General features: G+C 75.0%; 12 protein-coding genes. 7 read left to right on the top strand and 5 right to left on the bottom strand.

Annotated elements, in window-relative coordinates; all coding sequences use genetic code 11:
• Nucleotides 1-5: 5 nt before the first annotated feature.
• On the bottom strand, nucleotides 6-1391 hold the full coding sequence (locus ABT403_RS20485; protein ID WP_344150510.1) for a cryptochrome/photolyase family protein: 1386 nt from the start codon (nucleotides 1389-1391) through the stop codon (nucleotides 6-8).
• Nucleotides 1392-1458: 67 nt separating this feature from the next.
• Here ABT403_RS20485 and ABT403_RS20480 point away from each other — a divergent pair, with 67 nt between their 5' ends.
• Both ABT403_RS20480 and ABT403_RS20475 read left to right on the top strand, forming a co-directional pair.
• Nucleotides 1459-1938, top strand: coding sequence for an Lrp/AsnC family transcriptional regulator (locus tag ABT403_RS20480; RefSeq protein WP_344150507.1), 480 nt, complete (start codon nucleotides 1459-1461; stop codon nucleotides 1936-1938).
• A 46-nt stretch (nucleotides 1939-1984) separates the two neighbouring features.
• Nucleotides 1985-2677 carry an HAD family hydrolase gene (locus tag ABT403_RS20475; protein ID WP_344150504.1) on the top strand — a complete coding sequence of 231 codons (693 nt, stop codon included), beginning with the start codon at nucleotides 1985-1987 and terminating at the stop codon, nucleotides 2675-2677.
• Between the two features lie 37 nt (nucleotides 2678-2714).
• On the opposite strand, the gene ABT403_RS20470 is transcribed toward ABT403_RS20475, so the two are convergent.
• Nucleotides 2715-4181 (bottom strand): MFS transporter, encoded by a 1467-nt coding sequence (locus ABT403_RS20470; RefSeq protein ID WP_425580091.1) that lies wholly within the window; start codon nucleotides 4179-4181, stop codon nucleotides 2715-2717.
• A 101-nt stretch (nucleotides 4182-4282) separates the two neighbouring features.
• Here ABT403_RS20470 and ABT403_RS20465 point away from each other — a divergent pair, with 101 nt between their 5' ends.
• A complete protein-coding gene (locus tag ABT403_RS20465) occupies nucleotides 4283-5137 on the top strand; it encodes an MmyB family transcriptional regulator (protein WP_344150501.1) in 855 nt (284 codons plus the stop codon).
• A gap of 59 nt (nucleotides 5138-5196) precedes the next feature.
• Nucleotides 5197-6273, top strand: coding sequence for an FAD-dependent oxidoreductase (locus ABT403_RS20460; protein WP_344150944.1), 1077 nt, complete (start codon nucleotides 5197-5199; stop codon nucleotides 6271-6273).
• A 43-nt stretch (nucleotides 6274-6316) separates the two neighbouring features.
• Here the strand turns inward: ABT403_RS20460 and ABT403_RS20455 are convergent, their stop codons facing one another.
• From ABT403_RS20455 to ABT403_RS20445, 3 genes are all read right to left on the bottom strand, one after another.
• A complete protein-coding gene (locus ABT403_RS20455) occupies nucleotides 6317-7135 on the bottom strand; it encodes a hypothetical protein (RefSeq protein ID WP_344150498.1) in 819 nt (272 codons plus the stop codon).
• Nucleotides 7136-7207: 72 nt separating this feature from the next.
• Complete coding sequence (mltG, locus tag ABT403_RS20450; protein WP_344150495.1) at nucleotides 7208-8134, bottom strand: endolytic transglycosylase MltG; 927 nt, start codon at nucleotides 8132-8134, stop codon at nucleotides 7208-7210.
• Nucleotides 8135-8196: 62 nt separating this feature from the next.
• Nucleotides 8197-10089: an ABC transporter ATP-binding protein gene (locus ABT403_RS20445; RefSeq protein WP_344150492.1), complete on the bottom strand. Its 1893-nt coding sequence runs from the start codon at nucleotides 10087-10089 to the stop codon at nucleotides 8197-8199.
• A gap of 87 nt (nucleotides 10090-10176) precedes the next feature.
• On the opposite strand from ABT403_RS20445, the gene ABT403_RS20440 reads away from it, so the two are divergent.
• The 3 genes from ABT403_RS20440 to ABT403_RS20430 form a co-directional block, all read left to right on the top strand.
• Nucleotides 10177-10647, top strand: a complete 471-nt coding sequence (locus ABT403_RS20440) for a MarR family winged helix-turn-helix transcriptional regulator (protein ID WP_344150489.1) — start codon at nucleotides 10177-10179, stop codon at nucleotides 10645-10647.
• 65 nt (nucleotides 10648-10712) lie between these two features.
• Nucleotides 10713-13637: an FAD-binding and (Fe-S)-binding domain-containing protein gene (locus ABT403_RS20435; RefSeq protein ID WP_344150486.1), complete on the top strand. Its 2925-nt coding sequence runs from the start codon at nucleotides 10713-10715 to the stop codon at nucleotides 13635-13637.
• A gap of 160 nt (nucleotides 13638-13797) precedes the next feature.
• A partial coding sequence (locus ABT403_RS20430) for an ABC transporter transmembrane domain-containing protein (protein ID WP_351649479.1) occupies nucleotides 13798-14990 on the top strand: 1193 nt, incomplete at its 3' end.

Raw genomic sequence — 14990 nt, 5'->3', positions numbered from 1 at the left:
ACCGGTCAGGGGGCGTCGTCCCGCCGTCCTTCGAGGAAGCGGGCCCGGCCCTCGGCGAGGTCCACCACCGGCTCGGGGTAGTCGTACCGGGCCCGTTCGGCGGCGGGCAGCCGCCAGGGTTCGTGGACGCGGGGCGCGGGCAGGCCGGCGAGTTCGGGCACCCAGCGGTGGACGTAGCGGCCCTCGGGGTCGTAGCGCAGGCCCTGGCGGACGGGGTTGAGGATCCGGTTGGGCCGGGTGTCGGTGCCGGTGCCGGCCACCCACTGCCAGTTGAGCTGGTTGTTCGCCACGTCCCCGTCGACGAGCAGGTCGAGGAAGTGGCGGGCCCCGGTGCGCCAGTCCGCGTAGAGGGTCTTGGTGAGGAAGCCGGCGGCGAGCAGCCGGCCCCGGTTGTGCATCCAGCCCTCGTGGCGCAGCTGGCGCATGGCCGCGTCGACGACGGGGTAGCCGGTGCGGCCCTCCTTCCAGGCCCGGATCTCCTCCTCGGCGTCGCGGCCGGTGCGCCAGCGGTCGTGGCGGGGCCGGTAGTCCTCGGTGGCGGTCTCGGGGCGGGCGGCGAGGACCTGGTGGTGGAAGTCGCGCCAGCACAGCTGGCGGACGAAGGCCTCGGCTCCGGGTCCGCCGGCCTCGCGGGCCCGCTGGGCGGCCTCGACGGGCGAGAGGGTGCCGAAGTGCAGGTGCGGGGAGAGGCGGGAGGTGGCGTCGGCGGCGAGGTCGTCGTGGGTGTCCTCGTAGCGGGCGAGGCCTGAGCGCAGCCAGCGGGTCAGCAGCCGGCGGGCCTCGCGCTCGCCGCCGCGCGCCAGGCCGGGGGAGGTGCCGGTGACGGCGGAGCGGCGGGGCGGCTCCTCGGATCCGATGTCCTCGGGGACGCGGACGACGCGCGGGGCGGCGGCCGCCCGGCGCGGCGGCAGTTCGCTCCAGCGGCGCAGGTACGGGGTGAAGACTGCGAAGTGGCCGGAGCCCCGGCCGCTGGGGAGGATCGCGCCGGGGGCGACCGCGGTGATCACGCCGTCGTGCGCGTGCAGGGCGCACCCCTGTCCCCGGAGGGCCTCGCGCAGGCGGCGTTCGCGGGCCTGCGCGTAGCCGCTGACCCCGGCGGCGAGGTGCAGTTCGACGGCGCCGGCCTCCCGGACCAGGGCGCCGACCTCGTCGGCCACCTCCCCGGAGCGCAGTACGAGGCGGCCGCCGCGTTCGCGCAGTGCGGCGTCGAGGTCGGCGAGGCAGTCGGCGAGGAAGGCCGTCCGGTTGGGCGCGGCGAAGCCGGCGCGCTCGACGGCCCGGTCGTGGACGAAGAGCGGGACGACCCGGTCGCAGGTGGCGAGGGCGGCGCGCAGCGGCGGGTGGTCGTGCAGGCGCAGGTCGCTGGTGTACAGGACCACGGCGGTCTTCACGGCGCCGGCCTCCCTCATCCGAAATCTCAACAATCCGGGCTTGTCGGACCATTGGTACAGTCCTGGCATGGCGGTGGACGAGCTCGACACCCGGATCCTGCGCCTGCTGATCGAGCAGCCGCGCACCAGTGTCCGCGAGTACGCCCGGATCCTCGGCGTGGCGCGCGGGACGCTCCAGGCCAGGCTGGACCGGCTGGAGCGCACGGGGGTGATCACCGGAAGCGGGCCCGTGCTCTCCCCGGCCGCCCTCGGCCACCCGGTGCTGGCCTTCGTGCACATCGAGGTCACCCAGGGGCACCTGGACGACGTGGGCGACGCCCTGGCCGCCGTGCCGGAGATCATCGAGGCGTTCTCGATCACCGGCGGCGGGGACCTGCTGACCCGGGTCGCCGCCCGGGACAACGAGCACCTGGAGGACGTGATCCAGCGGCTGATCCGGCTCCCCGGGGTGGTCCGCACCCGGACGGAGGTGGCCTTGCGGGAGCGGGTCGCACACCGGCTGCTGCCCCTGGTCGAGGCCGTGGGACGAGCTGCACGCAAACCCTGACAGGATGGGGCGGACAGCGACACGACCGGCAGGACGGGCACAGCGGATGATCTCCGTCATATTCGATCTCGACGGCACCCTCGTGGACAGCGAGCCGAACTACTACGAGTCCGGGCGGCTCACCCTGGAACGGCACGGCGTCCCCGACTTCACCTGGGAACAGCACGCGCGGTTCATCGGCATCGGGACCCTCGAGACGCTGGAGCTCCTCAAGGAGCACTACGGGCTCCGGCCGCCGGTGGAGCAGCTGCTGGCCGAGCAGAACGCCGCCTATCTGGAGCTGGCCCGGACCCGTACGGAGGCCTTCCCCGAGATGCGGGCGCTCGTGGAGCGACTGCACGCGCGGGGGGTGCCGATGGCGGTGGCCTCCGGATCCTCCCGGGAGGCGATCGACGCCGTACTGGAGGGCACCGGGCTGGCGGCCCTGCTGCGCACGGTGGTCTCCGCCGAGGAGGTCGAACGGGGAAAGCCCGCGCCGGACGTGTTCCTGGAGGCCGCCCGTCGGCTCGGCGCCGCGCCCGCCTCCTGCGTGGTGGTCGAGGACGCGGCGCCGGGGGCGCTCGCGGCCCGTGCCGCCGGGATGGCCTGCCTGGCGGTCCCGTACGTCACGGACGGCGCGGCCGACCCGGCCTTCGCCGGCGTGGGCCTGCTCTTCCCGGGCGGCCAGGCGGAGTTCAGCGCGGCGGCGGCGGAGGAGTGGCTGGGCTCGCTCGGTGCCGGGTGGGCCGGGGGCGCGTGACCGTGGCGGCCGGGGGCTGCCGTCCGGCGGTGGGGGTTCAGCCCATGGTGCGCGGGAGGCGCAGGCTGAGGACGAGGGTCAGGGCGATCAGCCCGAGCTGCGCGAGCAGGGTGACGGTGAGGGCGTCGCGCATGCCGAGCGCGGCGTCCAGCGCGAGGAAGAGGCTGCCGAGCGTCGCCACTCCCAGGGCCAGCGAGGACTGCTGCGTGGTGACCATGACCCCGCTGCCCACCCCGGCCCGGTCGGCCGGCACGTCGGAGAGCATCAGCCGCATCAGCACCGGCAGCTGGAGGCCCTGCCCCAGGCCCGCGAGTGCCACGCCGGGGGCGAGGGCGGCCAGCCCCAGGTCCGGCCAGCCGCGCCACACGGTGACCACCAGCAGGGCGATGCCGACGGCCTGGACGACCCCTCCGGCGGTGACGACCCGGCTGCCGTAGCGCCCGACCAGGCGGGGTCCGGCGAGCGAGGCGGCGAAGAAGGCCACGGCCATCGGCACCAGGGCGAGACCCGCCGCGACCGGGCCCATGCGCAGGCCCTGCTGGAGCGCGACGGCGAAGGCGAACATGAACCCGCTGAAGCCGATCGAGAACGGCAGCAGCATCACGAGCCCGCGGCGCAGCGACACCAGCCGCAGCAGGCTCGGCGGCACCAGCGGGGTCCGGCCGAGGCGGTCGGCCCGGCGCTCGGCCAGGTAGAAGGCCACGGCGGCCGGCGGGAAGACGGCCAGCGAGAGCCAGGTCCACAGCGGCCACCCGGCCGCGCGGCCCTCCGTCAGCGGCAGCAGCAGGGACACGAGCGTCAGGCCCAGCAGCAGCGTTCCGGGCACGTCCACCGACGCCGGGCGGTCGGAGCGGGTCTCCGGGACGGCCCGGAGGGTGAGCACCAGTCCGACGAGCACCACCGGGACGTTGACCAGGAAGACCGAGCGCCACCCGGAGCCGGCCACGTCGGCGGCGACCAGGACCCCGCCGAGGATCTGCCCGGCGACCATCGACAGTCCGGCGGTGGCCCCGTACAGGCTCATCGCGCGGGCCCGGCGCGGGCCCCGGGTGGTGGCCTGGATGGTGGCGAGCACCTGCGGCAGCATCAGCGCGGCGGCGGCGCCCTGCGCCACCCGCGCGCCGACCAGCGTCCAGGCGGTGGGGGCCAGGCCGCAGGCGAGGGAGGTGACGCCGAAGGCGGCCATGCCGATCAGGAAGAGCCGGCGCCGTCCGGCCGTGTCACCGAGGCGGCCGCCCAGCACCAGCAGCACCGAGTAGGCCACGCCGTAGCCGCCCACCACCAGTTCCAGCATGGCCGGGCCGGCGGCGAGGTCGGTGTCGATGGCGGGCAGCGCCACGTTGACGATGAAGAAGTCGATGAGCGGGAGGGCCGCGCCCAGCAGGACGGTGAACAGCCCGAGGGGCGAGATCCCGGCGGGGGCGGCCCCGGCCGGAGCGGCCCCGGCCGGAGCGGCCCCGGCGGTGGACGGACGGGTCGGCGTTCGTACGGTGGATTCGGTCACGGAAGAGACGATCCTCCTCCGCTCAGCCTGGTACCAGAGTCTCTTTATCCTGGTACCACCAGTACCTGGAAACCGGCTGAGCGATAGGGCAGGCTGGAATCATGACCACTGTGGCCCCCCAGAGCGACCTGCGCCGGCACGAGCTGGCCGACTTCCTGCGCAGCCGCCGCGAGCGGATCACCCCCGAGCAGGTCGGGCTGGCCCGCGGCAGCCGCAGGCGCACGCCCGGGCTGCGCCGCGAGGAGGTCGCCCAGCTCTCCGCCGTCGGCGTCACCTGGTACACCTGGCTGGAGCAGGCACGCGAGATCCAGGTGTCCGCCCAGGTGCTGGACGCCCTGGCGCGCGCCCTGCTGCTGGACTCCACCGAGCGCGCGCACCTCTTCGCCCTGGCGGGCAGCACCGATCCCGCCCCGGACACCCGGTGTGCGAGCGTGACCCCCGCGCTGCGGGCCATGCTCGACCAGCTGGACCCGATCCCGGCGTGCGTGCAGAACAGCCGCTACGACATCCTCGCCTACAACGCCACCTACGCGCGGCTCCTGTGCGACCTGGACCGGCTGCCGCGCGAGGACCGCAACTGTCTGTGGCTGGCCTTCACCAACGCCGAGTGGCGGGCGTCGCTGGCCGACATGCCGGAGGTCAACCGGCTGCTGGCGGCCAAGTTCCGCGCGTCGATGGCCGGGCATCTGGCCGAACCGGCCTGGAAGGCCCTGCTGGCCCGGCTGGAGGCGGCCTCGCCGGAGTTCCGGGAGATCTGGGCGCGGCACGAGGTGGTCGGACTGGGCAGCAACAGGAAGTACATCCGCAACGCCCATGTGGGCCTGCTCCGCCTGGAGCACACCAGCCTGTGGCTGGGCCCGGCGGCCGGCCCGCGCCTGACGACGTTCGTCCCGCTGGACGAGGAGACCCGGCTGCGCCTGGAGGAGCTCCGCTCCCTGTCACCGGTCGCCGCCTGAGCCCTCAGGCCCGGGGGAAGATCCGGCGCACCCCGCGAGTTGGTAGAACCGTGAACGAAATGGCGCGGGACGCGGTGGACGTGGACGTGGTGGTCGTGGGGGCCGGGCAGGCGGGGCTGTCCAGTGCCTACCACCTGGCCCGGGCGGGCATCGACCACGTGGTACTGGACCACTCCCCGCGGCCGGGCGGCGCCTGGCAGTTCCGGTGGCCGACGCTCACCTACGGCAAGGTGCACGGGATGCACGCGCTGCCGGGGTGGGAGCTGTCCGGCGCCGATCCGCTGCGGCCCTCGTCCGAGGTGATCGGGGAGTACTTCGCGGCGTACGAGGAGCGGTTCGGGCTGCGCGTGCGGCGGCCCGTGGACGTGCGGGCCGTGCGCGAGGGCGGCGGCGGGCGACTGCTCGTGGAGTCCGCGTCCGGGAACTGGGCGGCGCGGGCGCTGGTCAACGCCACCGGCACCTGGGACCGGCCGTTCTGGCCGCGCTACCCGGGCCAGGAGCTGTTCCGGGGGCGGCAGCTGCACACCGCGGACTACCCCGGGCCCGGGGAGTTCGCCGGGGCCCGGGTCATCGTGGTCGGCGGGGGCACTTCGGCGGTGCAGCACCTGCTGGAGGTCGCCGAGGTCGCGGCGGAGACCACCTGGGTCACCCGCAGGCCCCCCGTCTTCCGCGACGGGGGCTTCGGGGAGGCCGAGGGCCGGGCGGCGGTGGCCCTGGTGGAGGAGCGGGTGCGCCGGGGGCTGCCCCCGCGGAGCGTGGTCAGCGTGACCGGCCTGCCGCTGAACGAGGCCGTACGGGCCGGGCTGGAGTCCGGGGTACTGGACCGGCTGCCGGTCTTCGACCGCGTCACCCCGACCGGGGTGGCCTGGGCGGACGGGCGGCGGGTGGAGGCGGACGTGATCCTGTGGGCCACCGGTTTCCGGCCGGCCGTCGACCACCTGGCCCCGCTGCGGCTGCGCGAGCCGGGCGGCGGGATCCGGATCGAGGGGACCAGGGCGGTCCGCGACGAGCGCGTCCACCTGGTGGGCTACGGGCCTTCGGCCTCGACCATCGGGGCCAACCGGGCGGGCGGGGCCGCCGTGCGCGAGATCCGCCGCCTGCTGGCCCGGGGACCGGCGGTCCCGGCCCTGGTCTGACCCGCCGGGGGCCGGCCCGGGGGCCCGGGGCCCGAGGGCGGGGTCAGGCCCCGGGGGGCGTCCCAGGGCCGTCGACGGGGAAACGGCGGTCGGGGGTCGCGGCCTGCTCGGCGGCCGGGGTCGCGTACACGTGGGCCGTCCCTCCGTCGATCCGCAGGACCGGATCCGTCCAGTGCTCGTCGGGACCGGGTACGAGGACGTGCGCCAGGGCGCGCTCGGCGTCGTAGACGAGGAGCGAGACGATCCGGTACAGCCAGTCCCCGAAGTCGCCGAGCCCCTGCGCGGGATGGTCCGCCGGGCCGCCGACGCGGATCACGTAGAACCGGTCCTGCTCCCAGTGGCCGCCGTTGTCGAGCCACTCCCCCTCACCGACGGGCGTGCCGTCCACCCACAGCCGGGCGGCGTCGGGCCCGCCGCGCAGCAGGAGCACCGCGCGGTGGCGGTCGTCGGCGGTGAAGTGGACGCGGATCTCGTGCGGGGTCCAGCAGTCGATGAAGCGGCTGCAGGCGCCCGGGACGGGGCCGGAGCGCAGACGGATCCCGTCGGCGGGGTCCGGGTCCCGGCCGCAGACACCGGGGGCGCGGCAGGGACGGTCCACGCGCCGGGAGCAGCCCAGGCCCATGGCGGCGACGTCGCGCGGAGCGGCCCGGGAGAGCAAGGCGGCCAGGCGTTGACGGTAGTGGCCGGCGCCGGAGCGGGCGGTGAGGCTGCGCTCGTCGCGCCACCACGCGACCAGTTCCCGGCCTTCGGGCGAGCGGGCCAGCCAGTCCGCCCAGTCGCCCGGGTCCTCCTCTTCCGCCGCCGCCCGCGCTCCCCCGGTCTCCGCTTCCCGGCGCCTTCGCGCGCCCCATGGCCATCGCACGACCCGCCCCCGCTCTCCGTGCGCACTCCGCACCGGCCGCCGATCGTAGGCGGGTACCGGTGAGGTCGCCTCTCATTTCACGGGGGCCGCCGGGGTGGCGGGCCGGGCCGGCGGGCCGGCCTGGGCGCGGGCCGGCCTGCCGGGCGCCGTGGCGGCGGGCTTGGCGGAGGGCGCCGCGCGAAGCCGGTTGAACTCCGCCACGTGCTTGCGGTGTTCCTCGTAGGTGGTGGAGAACCTGGTGTCGCCGGGCTTCACGGTGACGAAGAACAGCCAGTCGCCGGGGGTCGGCGCCACCGCCGCCGCCATGGCCTGGAGGCCGGGGCTGTCGATGGGCGTGGGCGGCAGGCCCTGGCGCTCGTAGGTGTTGAAGGGGTGGTCGATGCGGGTGTCCTTGACCTTGACGTCCACGGTGTTGCGGTTCAGCGCGTAGTTGAGGGTGGAGTCCATCTGGAGCGGCATCGACTTCGCGAGCCGGTTGTGGACCACCCGGGCGACCTTGCCCATGTCCGCCGGGTTGTCGGCCTCGGCCTCGATGATGCTGGCGAGGGTGGCCGTCTGGTACGGGGTCATGCCGTGGGCCCGGCCGCCGTCGGCGACGGCCTTGGTGGCGAGCTTCTGGTTCGCCGTCCGCACCATGGTCGCGAGCAGTTCGGCCGGGGTGGTCTTCGAGGTCACCGGGTAGGTGGCCGGGAACAGGTAGCCCTCCGGGTTGCCCTTCGCCTCGGCGGGCAGGGCGAGCCCGGCGGTGGCGACGGCCGAGGCGGTGGTGCCCGCCGGGAGCCGCAGCTCCTTGTCGACGGCGGCGTAGACCTGCGGGGCGCGCCACCCCTCGGGGATCAGCAGGGGGCGCGGCGTCTCGGGTGGCTGCGTGCGGGACAGCAGGGGGACGAGGACCGCCGCCCCGAGCCCGATCCCGAGCAGCGTGGTGAACAGGAGCAGCAGGCGGCCTCGGCGGGTGAGCCGGGAGCGGCGCTGCGGCGGCTGGTACGCATGAGGCATGTCGGCACGCTAGCTCCCGTACGTGCAGGTTCCGGGCACCACACCCGATTCCGGTCGTATGATCACACGTTCACCGGAGTCGGCGCGGCATCCGCGTCACGGCCCTCGTCCCGCCCGGGCGCCCGCTCCGGCTGGGGCGCGTGCGCCGCGTCCCGGTCCCGGCGGACCAGCGCGGCGTAGCGGCCACCGGCCCCGAGCAGCTCCTCGTGCGTACCGCGCTCGGCGATGCGGCCGGCGTCCAGGACCACGATCTGGTCGGCGTCCCGGATGGTGGAGAGGCGGTGGGCGATGGTGATGGTGGTGCGGCCCCGGGAGAGGTTGTCGATGGCCCGCTGCACGGCGTGCTCGGTGCGCGTGTCGAGGGCGCTGGTGGCCTCGTCCAGGATGAGCACCGGGGGGTCGCGCAGGATGGTCCGGGCGATCGCCAGCCGCTGTTTCTCGCCTCCGGAGAAGCGGTAGCCGCGCTCGCCGACCAGGGTGTCGTACCCGTCCGGCAGGGACTGGATGTGGTCGTGGATCTGCGCGGCGCGGGCCGCCTCGGCGATCTCCTCGTCGGTGGCGTCCGGCTTGGCGAAGCGCAGGTTGTCGGCGACCGAGGCGTGGAAGAGGTAGGTCTCCTGGGAGACCACGCCTATGGAGCGGGCCAGCGAGTCGAAGTCCAGGTCGCGTACGTCCACCCCGTCGAGGGAGACCCGTCCGCCGGTCACGTCGTAGAGCCGGGGCACCAGGTAGCTGAGCGTGCTCTTGCCGGAGCCGGTCGGGCCGACCACCGCCAGGGAGCCACCCGCCGGGACGGTGATGTCGATGCCGGTGAGGGTGGGGCCGGTCTTGGCCTCGTACGCGAAGTGCACGTCCTCCAGGCGGATCTCGCCCTTCGCGCGGCCCAGCCGGACCGGGTCCTCGCGCTCGGTGATGTCCACCGGCAGGTCGAGGTACTCGAAGATCCGGGCGAAGAGGGCGAGCGAGGTCTGGATCTGCACGCCGGTCGACAGCAGGCTCACGGCGGGCCGGAACAGGCCCTGCTGGAGGGTGACGAAGGCGACGAGGGTGCCGACGGAGAGGGAGGGCGCGCCCGTCTGGAGGGCGATGCCGGCCGCCCAGTAGATGAGCGCGGGCATGGCCGCCATCACGATGCCGATGGTGGACATCCGCCAGCGCCCGGCCATGCTGGAGCGCACCTCCAGGCCGACCAGCTTCTCCGACTCCTCGGCGAAGGCGGCGGTGAGGGACTCCGAGCGGCCCATGGTGCGGCCGAGCAGGATGCCGCTGACGGACAGCGACTCGGTGACCGTGGCCGCCATGGCGGCCATCTGCTTCTGCCGCTTGGTGGTGATCTTCTTGCGCTCCCGGCCGACGCGGCGGCTGATCCACACGAAGAGGGGCAGCAGGAGCAGGGAGACGAGGGTGAGCCGCCAGTCGAGCGCGAGCATCGCGACGACGGAGGCGACCACGGCGGTCAGGTTCGACACGAGGGAGGTCGCCGTCGAGGTGACGGTGGCCTGCATGCCGCCGATGTCGTTGGCTATGCGGGACTGCACCTCGCCGGTGCGGGTGCGGGTGAAGAAGGCCAGCGGCATGCGCTGGAGCTGGGCGTAGACGGCGGTGCGCAGGTCGTGCATGACGCGCTGGCCGACCGTGGTGGAGATCAGCGTCTGCAGGACGCCGAAGACGCTGGTCACCACCGCCGTCAGGATCATGCCGAGCGCCAGCAGGCTGAGCAGCCCGGTCCGGCCCTGGGGGATCGCGACGTCCAGGATCTCCTTGAGCAGGAACGGCGAGGCGACGGCGACCAGCGAGGACGCGCCGACCAGCGCGCCGACGACGGCCAGGCGGCCTCGGTAGGGCCGGAACAGGCCGAGGATGCGGCGCAGCTCGCGCGGGCGGTCGGCGGGGGCCGGCCGGCTGGGGTCGAGGGCTTCGTTCGACGGGGTCCACTTCGGCTCGTCGCTGTGCATGGGCCTCCTTTCGCCGGGGACTCCGGTGAGCCTAGCTCATTGTTACCTATGCTCACAATGAATTCCGTCCTGCTACTGTTTCCCAGTATGAGCACCGGTTCCGACACCGACACCCGCGATTCGACCGACGGCGTCCTGGCCGAGCAGCTGCTGCGCCTCACCCGCCGGCTCCACCGGATCCAGAAACGCCACATGGAGCCGCTCGGGATCACCCCGGCCCAGGGCCGGCTGCTGCGGATCGTGGCGCACTACGCGGACGGCACGCCGCCCCGAATGGCCGACCTGGCCACGCGCCTTGAGGTCGTCCCGCGCGCCGTGACCACGCTCGTCGACGGTCTGGAGGCGGCCGACTGCGTGCGCCGCGCGCCCGACCCGGCGAACCGGCGCGTGATCCGGATCGAGCTCACCGAAACCGGTCGCGCCACGCTGCGCCGTCTGCGCAACGCGCGAACCGACGCGGCAGAGGAGATCCTGGCTCCGTTGACCGCCGAACAGCGCGAGGTACTCGGCGGTCTGCTCAACGCGCTCGCGGACGTCCCGGCGGAGCGCCGCTGCTGAAACGGTCCCCCTGAGGGGCGCCGCGTGCGGCGGACCGGGGCGCCCGCACGGACGAGGGGTCGCACATGCCGCTGTTCGAACCGAAGCCGGACGCCCTGCGCCCACGCGGCCACGGCGCCCCCGCCCCCGACCGGGTCCCGGACCGGTCGGCCTCCGGCACCCCGCGGACCCTGCGCGAGGAGCTCACCGCGCTCCTCGGCGCCGAGAAGGTGCTGTGGCGGGTCTCCGACCTGGTCCGCTACGCCACCGACGCCTCCCCGTACCGGTTCGTCCCGCAGGTCGTGGTGATCGCCGAGGACGTCGACGACATCTCCGCCGTCCTCTCCTACGCCCACGGCAGACAGCGCGAGGTGGTCTTCCGCGCCGCCGGGACCTCGCTGAACGGCCAGGCCCAGGGCGAGGACGTGCTGGTCGACGTACGCCGCCACTGGCGGGGCGTCGAGGTCCTCGACGAGGGCCGCCGCGCCCGGATCCGGCCCGGCACCACCGTCTTCCGCGCCAACGCCGCCCTCGCCCGCCACGGCCGGATCCTGGGCCCCGACCCGGCCAGCGCGATCGCCTGCACCCTGGGCGGGGTCGTCGCCAACAACTCCTCCGGCATGACGGCCGGCACCACGCGGAACGCGTACCGCACCCTGTCCTCCCTCACCCTGGTCCTGCCGACCGGCACCGTCGTGGACACCGCCGACCCGCTCGCCGACGAGGAACTGGCCCGCGCCGAACCCGCCCTGTGCCACGGGCTCATGGAGCTCAAGCGGGAGATCGAAGCCGACCCGGCGCTCGTCGCGCGGATCCGCGCCAAGTACGAGATCAAGAACACCACCGGCTACCGGCTCGACGCCTACCTCGACGGCACCACGCCCGTCGAGATCCTGCGCGGCCTCGCGGTCGGCTCCGAGGGCACCCTCGCCTTCATCGCCGAGGTCGTCTTCGACACCCTGCCGCTCGACCGCGAGCTCACCAGCGCGCTGCTGTTCTTCCCCTCCCTGCCGGCGGCCGCCGCCGCGGTCCCGCTGTTCAACGAGGCCGGGGCGCTCGCCGTGGAGCTGATGGACGGCAACACCCTGCGCGCCTCGGTCAGTGTCGCCGGGGTGCCCGCCGACTGGGCGGAGCTGCCCAGGGACACGGCGGCGCTGCTGGTGGAGTTCCGCGCGCCGGACGCCGCCGGGCGCGCGGAGTACGAGCGCCGGGCGGCCGCCGTGCTGCCCTCGCTGGAGCTGGTCGCGCCGGTCCCCTCCGTCACCAACGCCTTCACCGGCGACCCGGCCGTCATCGCCGGCTACTGGAAGGCCCGCAAGGCCTTCGTCACCGCCGTCGGCGGGGCCCGCCCCCCGGGCACCACCCTGATCACCGAGGACTTCGCCGTACCGCCGTCACGGCTGGCCGAGGCCTGCGAGGCGCTGCTGGCCCTCCAGGCGGAGCACGGCTTCGACGCGGCCGTCGCGGGGCACGCGGCCCACGGCAACCTGCACTTCCTGCTGGCCTTCGACGCCGCCCGGCCCGAGGACGTGGACCGGTACGCGGCCTTCATGGAGGCCTTCTGCCGGCTCACGGTCGAGCGGTTCGACGGCTCGCTGAAGGCCGAGCACTCCACCGGCCGCAACATGGCCCCCTTCCTGGAACTGGAGTGGGGACCCGCCGCCACCGACCTCATGTGGCGCACCAAGCGGCTGATCGACCCGGAGGGCATCCTCGCCCCGCGGATCCTCCTCGACCGCGATCCGCGGGCGCACCTGCGCGGCCTGAAGACGATCCCCGGGGTGGAGGCGGAGGCCGACCCCTGCATCGAGTGCGGGTTCTGCGAACCGGCCTGTCCCAGCGAGGACCTGACGACCACTCCGCGCCAGCGGATCGCGCTGCGCCGCGAGATGACGCGCCAGGCACCCGGCTCCCCCGTCCTCGCCCGGCTGCTCGACGACTACGGCCACGACGCCGTCGACACCTGCGCCGGCGACTCCACCTGCGCGCTCGCCTGCCCCGTCGGCATCGACACCGGCGCCCTGATGCGGGAGTTCCGCCGGCGCCGGCACGGCCCGGTCGAGGAGCGCGCCGCCGCCCTGGCCGCCGCCCGGTTCGCCGCCGTGGAGGCCGCCGCCCGGCTGGCCGTGGCCGCCGCCGGCCGGGCCGGGGACCGGCTGCCGTCCGCCGTCACCCGGGCCGTGCGCAGGGCCGTGCGCCCCGACCTGGTGCCGCAGTGGCTGCCGCCGATGCCCGGGGCGGCCGCGCGCCGGCTGCCCCCGACCCGGCGGGTGGGCGCGGCCGCCGTGTACTACCCGGCCTGCGTCAACCGGATCTTCGGCGGTCCCGGGGACCGTCCCGGGCCCTCGCTGCCGGAGGCGGTGGTGGCCCTGGCGGAGCGGGCGGGCAGGCCGGTGTGGATCCCGCGCGACGTCCGGGGCACCTGCTGCGCGACGATCTGGCACTCCAAGGGGTACGAGGCCGGCAACCGGCTGATGGCCGACCGGATCGTGGCGGCCGCCTGGGGGTGGACGGCCGGGGGCCGCCTGCCGCTCGTGGTCGACGCCTCGTCCTGCGCCCTGGGGCTGGCCCGGGAGGTGGTCCCGTACCTGAGCGAGGACAACCGGGCCCTGCACGCGGAGCTGCGGATCGTGGACTCCGTCGTCTGGGCGGCCGGGGAACTGCTGCCGCACCTGGAGGTCCGGCGCACGGTCGGGTCCGCGGTCCTCCATCCGGCCTGCTCCATGCGGCACCTGGGGGACGAGGAGCAGCTGCGGGCGGTGGCGGGGGCCTGTGCCGAGGAGGTGGTGGTCCCGGACGACGCGGGCTGCTGCGCCTTCGCCGGCGACCGGGGGATGCTGCACCCGGAGCTGACGGCCTCGGCGACGGAGCGGGAGGCGGCGGAGGTCGCCGCGCGGCCGTACGACGCGTACCTGTCGGCGAACCGGATGTGCGAGGTGGGCATGGAACGGGCCACCGGGCACCCCTACGCCTCGGTCCTCCTCGAACTGGAGCGCGCCACGCGGCCCTGACCCCTCCGTACGCCCCTCCCACGCCCCCCCGGCCGTGCGCGCCCCCGGCCCGCACGGTGTGCGCCGGGCGGCGCCCCCCGGCCGGAAAACCGATTGCCGGGGCCGCGACCGGAAGGCGAACCTTGCGTGGTTTGCACTCACCGAGCCGTGATGGGGCGTCATGCAGATCAGCGACCTTCCGTATCCGGATCCCGGGGTCCCCGACGCCCGCTCCGGCCCGCGTTTCCTGTGGTGGCTGGCCCGGGGCCAACTCGGCGGGCAGGCCCGCAGCCTGGCCTGGGGGCTGGTGCACTTCTGCGGGATCGCCGGGCTGCCGTACGCGGTGGGCCTGGGCGTCGGGGCGGCCGTCGACCGCGACGGCGGGCGGCTGCTGCTGGTCGGCGGGCTGCTCCTGCTGGTCGGCGCCGCCATCGCGACCGGCGACGCCATGCTGCACCGGACCGCCGTCACCAACTGGATCACCGCCGCCGCGCGGGTGCAGCAGCTGCTCGCCCGCAAGACCGCCGAACTGGGCTCCGCCCTGACGCGTCGGGTGGCGGCGGGCGAGGTGGTGGCCGTGTCCACGGGGGACGTGGAGAAGATCGGCTGGTTCGTCGAGGCGGTCTCGCGCTTCCTCGCCGCCGCGTTCGCCGTCGTCGCCATCTGCGTCGGGCTGCTCTTCTACGCGCCCGCGATCGGCGTGGTGGTCGCGGCGGGCGTCCCGGTGCTCGCGCTGTCCGTGCTGCCGCTGCTGCCCCGGGCCACCCGGCGCGCCGACGTACAGCGCGAGAAGGCGGGCCGGGCCACGGAGCTGGCCTCCGACACCGTGGCGGGCCTGCGCGTACTGCGCGGCATCGGCGGCGAGGAACTCTTCCTCGACCGCTACCGCGAGGCCTCGCAGGAGGTCCGGGCGGCGGCGGTGCGCAGTGCCCGTATGTGGGCGCTGATCGCCGCGGTCCAGGTGGTGCTCCCCGGGGCCCTGATGGTGACGGTGGTCTGGTACGGCTCCGTGCTCGTCCTGGACGGCCGGCTGGCGGTCGGTGAGCTCGTCGCCGCTTTCAGCGCGGTGGCCACGATGCTGTATCCGCTGCGGCACTTCGAGGAGATCGCGATGGCGTACTCCTTCTCGCGGCCCTCCGCGCAGCGGGCGGCCCGGGTGCTGTCGCTGACGCGCTCGGACGACGCGTCGGGTCCCGCCGCCGGCGGGCCGGCGCAGGCCCTCGAGCCGGGCGGGGACCTGTACGACCCCGTGACGGGACTGCTGGCCCCGGCCGGGCGGTTCACGGCGGTCGTGTGCGGGGACCCCGACCTGGCGGGCCGGCTCGCGGACCGCCTGGGCGGACACGCCGTGGGCGCCGGGGACGCGGCGGCCGG

The sequence above is a fragment of the Streptomyces sp. NPDC000075 genome, from assembly GCF_040301925.1.
GTDB classification, from domain to species: Bacteria; Actinomycetota; Actinomycetes; order Streptomycetales; family Streptomycetaceae; genus Streptomyces; species Streptomyces polychromogenes.
This window is presented reverse-complemented; position numbering and strand designations above follow the sequence as displayed.